Origin of the sequence: Parabacteroides sp. AF14-59, from assembly GCF_003479515.1 — a bacterium.
Classification (GTDB): domain Bacteria; phylum Bacteroidota; class Bacteroidia; order Bacteroidales; family Tannerellaceae; genus Parabacteroides; species Parabacteroides faecis.
The window spans coordinates 566,363-578,555 of record NZ_QUHH01000001.1; the positions used below are offsets into that span (position 1 = coordinate 566,363).

Below are 12,193 nucleotides of genomic sequence, written 5' to 3' on the forward strand. Positions count from 1 at the left end.
TTCACCGAACGCGAAGCCTATCTGTCATCTGTCACTTGTCATCTGTCAACTGTTCTAATCGTTCTTTCCAGATACTGTATGCAGCGCAGTATTTGTCCGCTTTCAATCCGTCAGGCTCGATCACATCGATCTTCTTCAGAGAGGCGAATGCTTCTTCCGCCGACTGATAGATTCCGGCACCGATACCGGCTCCCTTAGCAGCACCGACAGCTCCGTTCGTATCGAACAGCTCGATTACCGTTCCTGTCACACCCGACAAGGTATCACGGAAGACCGGACTCAGGAACATATTGGCATTACCGGCACGGATCACATCGATGTCGATGCCCATTTCGTTCATAATATCCATACCGTATTTGAAAGAGAACACGATTCCTTCCTGGGCGGCACGAGCGATATGCGCTTTACTATGAATATTAAAATTCAGTCCATGTATAGAGCAGTCGATCTGTTTATTCTGTAGCATGCGTTCGGCACCGTTACCAAACGGCAGGATAGACAATCCTTCCGAGCCGACAGGGATATCGGCAGCCAGATCATTCAGTTCAGGATAGCTGATGCCTTCCGGCGCTACGTTTTTCTTCACCCATGAGTTCAGGATGCCGACGCCGTTGATACACAGTAATACGCCTAAACGGGTCTGTTCGGATGAATGGTTCACATGAGCAAAAGTATTCACTCTCGATAATGTGTCGAAGTTTACTTTTCCATTCACGCCATACACCACCCCGGAGGTTCCTCCTGTTGCTGCGATCTCTCCCGGATTCAGTACGTTAAGCGATAAGGCATTATTGGGTTGGTCACCCGCACGGTAGGTAACAGGAGTACCTTTCTTCAAGCCCAGTTCCGTTGCAACAGAGCCCAGCAGTTCGCCCTGTAAGCCGAATGTCGGCCGGATCGCCGGTATCAGATCGTTGCTGAATCCGAAAAAGTTCATCAAGTCCTCAGATACCGTCTCGTTCTTGAAGTCCCAGAAGATGCCTTCCGACAAACCGGAAACCGTAGTAACGATATCTCCCGTCATACGCATGGCGATAAAGTCACCCGGCAACATAAACTTATGGACGGAACGGAACAGTTCGGGTTCAAATTCTTTTACCCAGGCCAGTTTGGCTGCGGTAAAGTTTCCCGGAGAGTTCAGCAGATGGGACAAACACTTCTTCTCCCCTATATTCTTGAATGCCCGGTCGCCATAAGGAACAGCACGACTGTCGCACCATATAATGGACGGACGCAATACTTCCATCTTCTTATCTACCAGTACAAGTCCGTGCATCTGATAAGAGATACCGATCGCTTTGATATCCGTTCCCTGGATACCGGCTTTAGCAATGGCTCCTTTTATAGCCTCTTTCAGATATTTCCACCAGTCATCCGGTTCCTGTTCTGCCCAACCGGGTTTCACAGCCTTAATAGGAGCTTCTTCCTTCGGATAGAAATCGGCACCGACCGTCAGTCCCGAATTGGCATCTACTATGGATGCCTTGACAGAAGAACTACCTATGTCACAACCTAATAAATACATATTCTTACGTGATTAATTCTTATTAAATTTTGAATGCATCTTATTATATTTCACTTTATCGAAACGATAATAGCGGGCGGCACGATGGGCAACTCCTGTTTCAACCTCGTCGGTCGGCACTATATATTCCAGCGAACTCATTTTCTTATGGAAGTTACGAACGTCCATTTCCTTATTATATATGATCTCATAAGTACGCCTCAACTGGTAAGCCGTAAACTTCAACGGCAAGTAATCGAAAATGATAGACGGTTCTTTCTCCACCCATTCCCGTATTTCTTCCACGGCAGCTTCGATGATCTCCCTGTGGTCGAAAGGCAAAGCCGGAAGGGAATCGACAGGGAACCAGGCAAGCGAGTTATATTTATTGGTCGGATTCGATTTCCGTCCGATCTTGCTTAACGCCAGGTAAGCTACAGTAACGATCCGTTCGATCTTCAGCTTCATGGCATTTTCCAGCCACTGCATATCGTCTGCATTTTTGGTACGTGACGGAGACCCGAAGCTACGGAACTGTTTCAAAGGAACGCGTTTCAAACCGGTGGCTTCATTAAATACCCGGTAAGCAGCCGTATCCAGATCTTCATTCTCGTAAATAAGACTACCGGGTAATTTGTAATGTTTCTCATCACTATTATCTATCTTCCGTTCCACCAGCAGTACGCAAAGTTTGTCTTCATTAACTCCCAATAGCACGCAATCGACAGATACGTGCGAATAAAGCATTTTCTTGTTTTCCATATGTGTTTCCATGATATTACGTTAATCAGTTGCAAATATAATCATTTATCCAATATACAAAATACACAAAACTATTTTTTCAATATTTATAACAGCTTATTTATCTGCCATTTTACTATCTTACCTCATACAATAACATTTATCCCCCATAATGTAAACAAAACAATATTATGGTAAAACGTTGATATTTTTCTTTTTAACATGCTTTATCAAAACTTTCTAAACTATTCCCACCCCGGAATACTTTTATTAATACATTTGCTACAGATTTTACTTGATCATGGACATAAAACATATACAGTTCACATGCCGGATGTATTGGGCCAACGCAAAAGGGCTGCTGAATATAGCGGCAGAAGGTATCATACTCCTGGCATCCATCGCCTCCCTGTTTGTTCTGGTTTATCAGTTCGGGTTTCAGCAGACCAACGAAACTATACATCATTTATACCTGAGCCGTATCTATATTTTACTGGGGTTCTTTATCGGGATCACACTGCGGTATATAGTCCGGTTCAATGAGATTATACAGGAGAAGCTGCTGTATCTGGATATCGGGATCTATTTTCTCCTGTTTGCCGTTCTATCGGCAAAGGTCTTTTTCAGGGACGTCATCGAGCGGTCATTGCCTTATCTCGACTTCCTTTCGAAACCGTTGTTCGTATATACTTTGATGTTGCTGCTGAGTGTTATCCATCTATCGAGACAGACATTTACACTAATGCAGACCCGTATCAAACCGTCGCTACTGTTCCTGCTCAGTTTTATTTTCGTAATCCTGATCGGCGCAGGATTATTGATGTTGCCGAATGCCACTACCCGGCCGATCCATTTTGTGGATGCCCTGTTTACAGCTACAACTTCGGTTTGCGTAACAGGACTTACGACGGTGGATGTAGCAACCACTTTCACTCATATCGGGCATGTAATCATTATGATCCTGATACAGATCGGAGGGATCGGCGTGATGACTTTCACCAGTTTCTTTGCGCTGTCTTTTATGGGGCATTCTTCTTTTACCAGCAAACTGATGCTGAAAGATATGTTGAATGAAGAGCGTACCGGAGGACTGTTCCGGGTGATCCTGAATATCCTGTTTGTTACTTTCTTCATCGAAGGGATCGGGGCTTATTTCATTTATATGGATATAAGAGGTACGTTACCGGGTGCCACGGTACAGGATGATATATTCTTTGCCATTTTTCATGCAATATCGGCTTTTTGTAATGCCGGGATCTCTACGTTAAGCGGTAATATGTGCGATCCGTTAGTTGTACATAATTACAATCTGCATGTCTGGATTTCCCTGCTGATCATCTTCGGCGGACTGGGTTTCCCGATCGTATTCAACTATCTGAAACTGTTAAGGCATTTTATCGTAAATACGTTCATGGTCGCTACCAGGCTGCAAAAACGGTATATCCATACTCCCCGCATTATCAATATCCATACTTATATCGTAGTGATAAGTACACTGGCGTTGATCATCGGCGGAATGATCCTCTATTTTATTTTTGAAACGGACAATACGCTGGCAGGGCTTCCGCTCAAAGGGAAACTGGCGGATTCTTTACTGGGAGCAGTCACCCCGCGAACAGCCGGATTTACGGTAGCCGATATGGGAACACTTCGTCCGGTAACCTTGATGCTTACGCTTATTCTGATGGTTATCGGTGCTGCACCGATGTCTACCGGGGGTGGGTTGAAGGTAACGACGGTTTTCGTGGCGATCGTCACGGCATTGAACGTTGCCCGTGAAAAAGAAAAGGTGGAAGTACGTAAACGGGAAATATCTCCCGCAACAATCCGCCGGGCGTTTGCGACCATTGTCCTTTATTTCATTTTTGCCTCGGTTGCAGTCTGGATGCTGTCTTACACAGAAGAAGGGACGCCGATCTTTACGCTTACCTTCGAAGTTGTTTCTGCCTTGAGTACGGTAGGGTCGAGCCTGAATTTTAGCCCGCTGCTTTCCATGGCGGGAAAGCTGATCATCATCTGCACGATGTTGATCGGACGTATCGGGGTACTGACTTTTATGGTCAGCTTTATAAAAGAGTACAAAAAGAGGGATTATACATACCCTCAGGAAAATATATTAATGTAATAAGAATGCCTTATGAAATTTCTGGTTATAGGATTAGGTAATCTGGGACGTGCCATCGCGGAAAATTTAACCCGCATCGGCGACGAAGTGATCGGTGTCGATTTGAATCTGCATAAAGTAGAGGCTGTCAAGCAGACCATTTCCGGTTCTGTCAGCCTCGACACGACCGACAGGGATGCGCTGAACACGCTTCCGCTAAGCGAGATGGATGCTATTTTTGTGACCTATGGGAAAAATTTCGGTACTTCGGTACAAACAGTCGCCTTATTAAAGAGCCTGGATGCCGGCAGGCTGATCGTTCGTTCCATCTCTCCCATCCATGAAACGGTGATCCGTTCTATCGGTGTGTCGGAGATCATTCGCCCGGAACAGGATTATGCCGCCACATATGCTTCCCAGAGCTTGCTGGGCGATCTGTTCCAGCGTTGGTATCAGGTGACGGAGACGCATCATCTGTACAAAATAAAGACACCGGGTGCTTTGGTCGGACAGACTTTAAGGACGATCGACTTCCAAACGAACTTCGGTATCCGCCTGGTCGGAGTAGAACGAGCCAAAGAAATACGAAACCTGATTGGATTGAAACAAACAGAATATTATGTGGTCGACCCTCTAACCGATGATCTGGTGCTGGAATCCAACGACAAGTTGATCCTCTTCGGAAAAATGGAGGTGCTTCATAAGATCAAAGAACTGTAAGAAGAGAGAAACTATACAGAAGGCTTTTCAAAGCATATATGTTTTAATGACGAAACATATATGCTTTGAAAACAAAAGTCCCTTATTTTGATTACAAAATAAGGGACTTTTGTTTTCAAATCTACTCAGTGAATGTCACTATTCACTATCAAGAAAGAGGATACGATACATTCCTCTATTGAATTATGGCTTACAGTTTCAGGTAAATCCTTCCACTATTTAATCTTCGTACAAAGAATATCAATCTATCTTCTTCACCAACACCTTGTCGATACGTGCCCCATCCATATCCACGATCTCAAATTCGAAAGTTAACCAATTCAGTGTCTCACCGGTCTTCGGGACACGTTCCAATATTTCCAGGATCAAGCCGCTCAACGTATTATAATCGTGTTCGGCATAGAGATCCTCCATATCGAAATACTCCAGAAAATCATAGAAGTTATACTGTCCGTCCACCAACCAGGAACCATCGGCACGCTGAGTGATCTCAGCCTCTTCTCCCAATTCCGGAACCTGGCCGATCAAACCTTCCATGATATCTTTCAAAGTAACGATACCCTGGATACCACCGAACTCATCCGTCACGATACCATATTTAACACGTGCCTGTTTGAACTGCTCCAACGCATTATAAACACTTTGGTTTTCCGGCAGATACTGAGCCGGACGTATTACCTGTTCCAGCGAGAAATCAGGTTCATCGATCCGTCCGAACAGATCTTTCAGGTAAACGACACCTTTGATATTATCGAATTTTTCGGAAGCTACCGGATATATATTAAACAGGTTTTCCTGTACCTTTTCACGGATCTTTTCAATACTATCCGTTACATCCAGCCAAACCAAGTCACTCCGGTGTGTCATAATCGAACCGACATTACGGTCTCCCAGGTTGAACACACGTTCCACAATGTCTTGTTCCACTTCCTGCACTTCACCTCCGTCAAAGCCTTCTTTCACGATCGCCTTGATCTCTTCTTCCGTTACTTTATTTTCTTCATTTGCTTTAATTCCGGTAATTTTAATAACAAAGGAAGTACTTTTAGACAATAACCATACAAAGGGTAAAGCCAGCTTTGATAGCAGAAACATGGGTCTGGCAACCAGCATCGAAACCCGTTCGGCATATCCCATGCCGATACGTTTCGGCACAAGCTCACCCATGATCAAAGTAAGATAAGTAACGATTATAACGATTACAGTCTTTGACAATCCTAGTGCATAAGGCTCAAGTACGGGAACATGACGTACCACTTCTGACAGATTATAGGCGAAAGCCTCTCCTGAATACAAACCGGTCAGGATTCCGATCAGCGTGATACCGATCTGGATAGTAGATAAGAAACGATCGGGCTCACCAGCCAACTTCAGGGCTGTTTGCGCAGATTTATTACCTCTTTTTGCCTCTAGTTCCAACCGGGCCTTACGGGCAGACACTAAAGCGATCTCAGACATCGACAAAATACCATTCAACAAAATAAGGCCGACAATAATAAAAATTTCCATTTGCTATATATACAGCGATTGATTAGGGAGCGAAGATATGAATTATATCGAAATTAATACTACATTTAGAACCTTAATTAATATATGATATAAAACATGAAACATCAGATCATATTACTTGGCAAAGATATCACCTCTGTTTATCACGGCATCAAAGAGTTTGCCCCCGACCATGTGCATCTTCTTTGTACGAACGAGACAAAAGATGTAGCTACCCCTTTATTTCCGCTACTCCCCGCCAGCATCCGCCGGACCTTATACCGGACCGAACCGTACGACGGAGAAAACGTTCGCAACGTATGCCGCAAGATACACCAGGCCTACCCTACCGACGAGTTTGCCTATAATCTTTCGGAAGGAACCAAGCTGATGGCATTCGCCGCTTTTACAATAGCCAAAGAATATAACGCCCCGGCCTTCTACCTGACTCAACTGGGCGACCTGATCCGGTTGGAAAACTTTGAAAAGCATCCAATGCAAAGCCAGTTGGATAATAAAGAGATATTGGGCCTGAGCGGAAATATCCTGACGGAATACCAGGACGCCAAACAATTGAGCGATGCCGACATACAGGCTTCCGTCTCCATCAAGCAGTTTATCGAACAATACCCGAAAGAACATACCATGATCCAGAAGTTCTTCAATATATTCTGCAATAAGGAACTATCCCGCTTACCGTCATCACGGGTTTTCAAGAGCGGGTTGCGCTTCAAGCAAAGACAGGATACTTTCCTCATTGCACAGCAAAACCATGTATTGCTCAGGTTAACGACCCCCAACGCAGGTATGTTATTTTTCAAAGGACGCTGGTGGGAAACACTCGTTGCCCATAAAGTCAGGACATGGAGCCAGAGACATCCCAACCGTCCCGAGGTATGGCAGAGCGTTCTATTCAGGACAGAAAACAACAGTTCCAGGACAAAAAACGAAGTGGATGTCTTGTTGAACAACCAACAGAAACTAATATTCATCGAATGTAAATCAGGAAATGTAACACAGAACGATATATATAAGGTAGATGCGGTACGTGAAACCTATGGCGGAGATATCTCGCTGGCCGTATTAGCCAGTTATTACCCGGTGGAAGACAGTTTACAGGAAAAATGCAAGGATCTGCAGATCAATTTATTTGCCCCTGCCTATATCGACGATCGTATCCATCATCTGGATACCCTTCCCGACTGGTTGGAAAAGCTGTCCAACTCCCTACAGTTATAAAAAAATGAAGCCGTTCTACCTTCTCAGGCGGAACGGCCTTTATCAATCGATAAGTTTTTGCTAATCTAATACATATTAGAAAACAATATCGGGAGATAGATACTTACACTTATTCTAAATTCTAAACTTCATCATCATATTCATAGAGGGGAACTCACTTATTCCCCAACACCTTTATTTATGCAAATGACGTGCCAAAAGAATATAAAGTCGGGATATACCTATCTAATATACTAACTATCAACAGATAAAAACATTTTATATCACATCTTGTATTTCCGTACATCTCACAACTGTGGTGTGGAATCGATGTGGAAGTGTGGATTTTTTCCACACCACACTAAAAAAGCCGGTCTATTCCTAGACCGGCTTTCACACGTACCTTTATATATTATACTTTACTTATTTTACAAACTTGGCTTTCAAAAGATAATCGGCACAACCTTTTATCCCGTCAAACTGGGTACGGCCATCCGGCATACCTTCCAGTTCTACATAATATTCCTTTACACCGATCTGATAGGCCTGTTTGAAGATCATCTCAAAGTTCATAAAGCCAGATTGTCCAAGGATTGCACGATCTTTGATATGCAACAGTTTAATACGATTCGGATATTTCTTCATGTATTCCACCGGATCATTCTGCCCGATCACCGTCCAATATACATCCATTTCAAAGAATACCAGATCAGGATCCGTATCTTTCAGGAAAAGATCATAGATTTTTTCGCCTTTGTTATGGCGGCCGAATATAGCTTCTTTACCTCCGGGAAGTACTTTGGCAAACTCAAAGTCATGGTTATGGTAGCCAAAAGGAATACCTGCCGCTTTTACAATTTTTCCGGCTTCGTTGAAAACATCGCAAACATAGCCTACCTCTTCCACACTGCGGGTACGGGGTTGTCCGGGCTGAACCAGATATTTCACACCTAACTTGGCATGATCGTCTGCCGTCTTTTTCCAATATTCCATAATCATATTGCGGGTATCCGGCGTGTACTCGCCTGTCGGAGGATTCACGTGAGAACTGGTGATCTTCAATCCGGCATCTTCTGCCATCTTCTTGAATTCCATCATATCGACACCATTGATCTTGCCGTTATTGTAACCCGCCAGTTCAAGAGTGGAATAACCCATCTTTTTAAGGTTTTTCATTCCACCGGGAACGTCCTTCATCAGTTCACCTCCCAAAGAATAAATCTGTAAACCGATACTTTTGGCAGCAGTCGTTTCCGATACGACGGGAGTGGCTGCATGTAATGATTCTGCCTTTCCGGCTACCAGCCCCCCCAAAGTCAGGACAGAGGCACTTTTTAGAAAATTTCGTCTATTTACCATGGTCTATTAAAATTTAAGTCTTCAAAGGTATTGTTTTTAATCTGAAAAATAATTCTATATTTGTTCTAAAATAAGAGGCTTATAAATAAATTTAAGAGTATGGAACCTATTTATTGTCAAAGTTGCGGGATGCCGCTGATATCCGATACGGATTATGGAACAAACCAGGACGGGAGTAAAAACAAAGAGTATTGCGCGTTCTGTTTTAAAGACGGGAAATTTGTACAGGATGTAACGATGGATGAAATGATCCGAATCTGTCTTCAGTATTCAGATTCTTTCAAACACGACAACGGCGAAAGCTACACAAAAGAAGAAGCGCTTGCCGGCATGCAGTATTATTTTCCTCAACTGAAACGCTGGAAAAAAGAGTGAACCTCTACGAATCCAATCAAACTGTGTAATACGCCATTATGTACCAGGAATATCCTCCATGCCCGTCACTGGCTCCCTATATCGACAAATATTGGGAGGTGAAAGGCGAGACTGAATACGACATGCGTTATAAGATATTGCCTGACGGATGTGCGGATTTCATCTTTTCCATCCAGGAACCGTCGCAACCTCTGAACGGTGAAATGCTGATGCAGCCTTACCGTTTTTATTTCGTCGGTCCCATGCGGGTTTATTCCGAACTGGTCACACGTTCGACCAACCTTCATATGATGGGTGTACGCTTCTCTCCTTGCGGACTGGCGGCATTCACAAAGGTTCCTTTGGGAGAATTTACCGACATGCGAATCGATGCTTCCGAATTGGATATGCTCTTCGACAATAGTTTTGCAGAAATGTTATGCGAAAGAGAATCTTTGCAGGAACGCATACAAATCATAGAAAGGTTCCTCCTTTCCCACTTGTCCGCTATCATTCCCATAGACCGGCAGATGTTACAGGCAACCGATCTGATCATCCGGTCGAACGGGATGCTCCCCATCCGTCAACTGACCGATAAATTATATCTCGGCCAACGTCATTTCGAGCGCAAATTCAAACACGTCACCGGTTATACGCCGAAAGAATTCAGCAGGATCACCAAATTCAGGAACGCAACCCGAGTTTTAAGGGGCATAAAAGATACAGACATGCAGCAGTTAGCCATTGACTGTGGCTACTACGACCAATCTCATTTTATCAAAGAGTTCAGAAGATTATCTGGAAGCAATCCATCCGCATTCATCTCTTTACCGATACCGGAAGACGATCCGCTTACCTATATATAATAGAAGAAAGTCGATTTTTTACAACAGCAACCGCGAAGTTTCCCTTATGTTTGCCTCCGAAACAAAAAAATAGTTTTATGGAAAAGATCAAACAAGAGGCAATCGAATTGCTGAATAATTGTGAGGTAGCAACATTAGCCTCCATCGACGAACAGGGTTATCCCCGTCCCATAGTCATTTCGAAGATCAAGACAGACGGGATCGATACGATCTGGTTCTCAACGGGAACGAGTTCTGAAAAGACAAAGAATTTTATCGAAAACCCGAAAGCAGGCGTCGCTTTCTTCAAGGAAGGCGACAGTGTGACGCTGACAGGCACCATCGAAGTAGTCGAAGACGCTACGGAAAAGAAAGCATTATGGGTAGACTGGTTTTATGAGCATTTCCCCAAAGGTGTGGAAGACCCGGAATATTGCATCCTGAAGTTCACCGCCGAACATGCGACCTACTGGATAGGCCACAAGTTCGTGAAGGGGAAAGTATAAACATCACGTTTTAAATGAATAAAGAATAATTGTCGAACGATTATTCTTTATTCATTTAAAACAATTAACCAACAACCTAGCAATATTTTAATTATACCTACCTGCAAATGATTTTCTGCTTAAATAGTATGAATTAACCAACCTTTTCAAAGAAGTAAAACAATCCAAAACATATTCTCCTCAAAATAATCATCTATTCTCACTGAGTATTCACCTACCAAACTGTATATCTTAATGAGAAAACAAAATAAATGCAACTAAAATGATGATTTGACATGAGGATAATTTATTCTATTACATTCTCGCTGATACTTTTTTTCAATGTAACTGTATTTGCGCAAAATAATCTAACAAAAGAAACTGTACCGGACATTTCTTATAATAGTCCAAAGAAATACAAGATAGCCGATATCAAGGTAACGGGTATTAAGAATTATGATGATTTCGTGTTAATCGGTTTCTCCGGACTATCGGTCGGTGACATGGTCACTATCCCCGGTGATGAGATTACAACAGCGGTAAAGCGTTTTTGGAAACACGGATTGTTCTCGGATGTAAAAATCCTGGCAACCAAGATTGAAGGTGACGAGATCTGGCTGGAGATCCAGTTGAAGCAACGTCCCCGTATATCAGAAGTAAATTATCATGGTATAAAGAAAGGGGAACGGGAAGACCTTGAAGCCAAGTTAGGCTTGAAAAAGGGATTCCAGATCACTCCCAACCTGATGGACCGTGCAAAGATCGTTATTCAGAAGTTCTTTGACGGCAAAGGTTTTAAGAATGTAGACGTCGATATTATACAACGTGATGATTTGTCCAAAGAGGGCGAAGTGACTGTCGATATCCATATCGATAAGAATGAAAAGACGAAGATTCATCGTATTTACTTTGAGGGGAATGAGGCTTTGTCTACCAGGAACCTGAAGAAGGCGATGAAGAAAACGAACGAAAAGTTCAGTATTCCGAACGACTGGAAGACCAGTATCCTGGAAGCATTCAGTACGAAGAAGTTCACTACGGAAGAATACGAGAAAGATAAGCAGAACATTATCTCCAAATATAACGAACATGGTTATCGTGACGCTGTATTGCTGGCTGATAGTGTTGTGAATTTTAATGAGAAGAAGGTCGATATCTTCCTGAAACTGGAAGAAGGGAACAAGTATTATCTGAAAGACATTCGTTTTGTGGGTAATATGCAGTATGCTTCTGATTATCTGGAGGCGATTCTCGGAATGAAGCCGGGCGAGGTATATAACCAGAAGAAACTGACGGAACGTTTGTCGACAGATGAAGATGCCGTATCCAATGTCTATTATAATAATGGTTACATCTTCTTTAGTGCCGACCCGGT

The 12,193-nt window shown here is 43.3% G+C and carries 11 protein-coding genes; 7 read left to right on the top strand and 4 right to left on the bottom strand.

Annotated features, from left to right (window positions below; genetic code table 11):
- Positions 1-31 precede the first annotated feature (31 nt).
- Positions 32-1,525, bottom strand: a complete 1,494-nt coding sequence (locus DWW23_RS02235; RefSeq protein ID WP_122351640.1) for a xylulokinase — start codon at positions 1,523-1,525, stop codon at positions 32-34.
- A 12-nt stretch (positions 1,526-1,537) separates the two neighbouring features.
- Positions 1,538-2,278 (bottom strand): NUDIX domain-containing protein, encoded by a 741-nt coding sequence (locus tag DWW23_RS02240; RefSeq protein WP_122351641.1) that lies wholly within the window; start codon positions 2,276-2,278, stop codon positions 1,538-1,540.
- A gap of 268 nt (positions 2,279-2,546) precedes the next feature.
- On the opposite strand from DWW23_RS02240, the gene DWW23_RS02245 reads away from it, so the two are divergent.
- A complete protein-coding gene (locus DWW23_RS02245) occupies positions 2,547-4,370 on the top strand; it encodes a TrkH family potassium uptake protein (RefSeq protein WP_122351642.1) in 1,824 nt (607 codons plus the stop codon).
- 12 nt (positions 4,371-4,382) lie between these two features.
- On the top strand, positions 4,383-5,069 hold the full coding sequence (locus DWW23_RS02250; RefSeq protein ID WP_122351643.1) for a TrkA family potassium uptake protein: 687 nt from the start codon (positions 4,383-4,385) through the stop codon (positions 5,067-5,069).
- Between the two features lie 240 nt (positions 5,070-5,309).
- Here DWW23_RS02250 and DWW23_RS02255 read toward each other — a convergent pair whose 3' ends face one another.
- On the bottom strand, positions 5,310-6,578 hold the full coding sequence (locus DWW23_RS02255) for a hemolysin family protein (protein ID WP_122351644.1): 1,269 nt from the start codon (positions 6,576-6,578) through the stop codon (positions 5,310-5,312).
- Between the two features lie 96 nt (positions 6,579-6,674).
- On the opposite strand from DWW23_RS02255, the gene DWW23_RS02260 reads away from it, so the two are divergent.
- Entirely contained in the window at positions 6,675-7,796 is a 1,122-nt protein-coding gene (locus DWW23_RS02260; RefSeq protein ID WP_122351645.1) for a Card1-like endonuclease domain-containing protein, read from the top strand.
- 402 nt (positions 7,797-8,198) lie between these two features.
- Here DWW23_RS02260 and DWW23_RS02265 read toward each other — a convergent pair whose 3' ends face one another.
- On the bottom strand, positions 8,199-9,134 hold the full coding sequence (locus tag DWW23_RS02265) for a TIM barrel protein (RefSeq protein ID WP_122351646.1): 936 nt from the start codon (positions 9,132-9,134) through the stop codon (positions 8,199-8,201).
- 99 nt (positions 9,135-9,233) lie between these two features.
- Between DWW23_RS02265 and DWW23_RS02270 the strand changes: the two genes are divergently transcribed.
- The 4 genes from DWW23_RS02270 to DWW23_RS02285 form a co-directional block, all read left to right on the top strand.
- Entirely contained in the window at positions 9,234-9,509 is a 276-nt protein-coding gene (locus tag DWW23_RS02270) for a zinc ribbon domain-containing protein (protein WP_122351647.1), read from the top strand.
- 38 nt (positions 9,510-9,547) lie between these two features.
- Entirely contained in the window at positions 9,548-10,354 is an 807-nt protein-coding gene (locus tag DWW23_RS02275) for an AraC family transcriptional regulator (RefSeq protein WP_122351648.1), read from the top strand.
- Between the two features lie 77 nt (positions 10,355-10,431).
- Positions 10,432-10,839 carry a pyridoxamine 5'-phosphate oxidase family protein gene (locus DWW23_RS02280; RefSeq protein ID WP_122351649.1) on the top strand — a complete coding sequence of 136 codons (408 nt, stop codon included), beginning with the start codon at positions 10,432-10,434 and terminating at the stop codon, positions 10,837-10,839.
- Between the two features lie 275 nt (positions 10,840-11,114).
- On the top strand, positions 11,115-12,193 hold a 1,079-nt coding region (locus tag DWW23_RS02285), incomplete at its 3' end, for an outer membrane protein assembly factor (RefSeq protein ID WP_305037000.1).

Coding starts and splice junctions, on each gene's coding strand:
- DWW23_RS02260 (WP_122351645.1), top strand. CDS start 6,675: ATGAAACATCAGATCATATTACTTGGCAAAGATATCACCTCTGTTTAT.
- DWW23_RS02250 (WP_122351643.1), top strand. CDS start 4,383: ATGAAATTTCTGGTTATAGGATTAGGTAATCTGGGACGTGCCATCGCG.
- DWW23_RS02270 (WP_122351647.1), top strand. CDS start 9,234: ATGGAACCTATTTATTGTCAAAGTTGCGGGATGCCGCTGATATCCGAT.
- DWW23_RS02235 (WP_122351640.1), bottom strand. CDS start 1,525: ATGTATTTATTAGGTTGTGACATAGGTAGTTCTTCTGTCAAGGCATCC.
- DWW23_RS02275 (WP_122351648.1), top strand. CDS start 9,548: ATGTACCAGGAATATCCTCCATGCCCGTCACTGGCTCCCTATATCGAC.
- DWW23_RS02255 (WP_122351644.1), bottom strand. CDS start 6,578: ATGGAAATTTTTATTATTGTCGGCCTTATTTTGTTGAATGGTATTTTG.
- DWW23_RS02245 (WP_122351642.1), top strand. CDS start 2,547: ATGGACATAAAACATATACAGTTCACATGCCGGATGTATTGGGCCAAC.
- DWW23_RS02240 (WP_122351641.1), bottom strand. CDS start 2,278: ATGGAAACACATATGGAAAACAAGAAAATGCTTTATTCGCACGTATCT.
- DWW23_RS02280 (WP_122351649.1), top strand. CDS start 10,432: ATGGAAAAGATCAAACAAGAGGCAATCGAATTGCTGAATAATTGTGAG.
- DWW23_RS02265 (WP_122351646.1), bottom strand. CDS start 9,134: ATGGTAAATAGACGAAATTTTCTAAAAAGTGCCTCTGTCCTGACTTTG.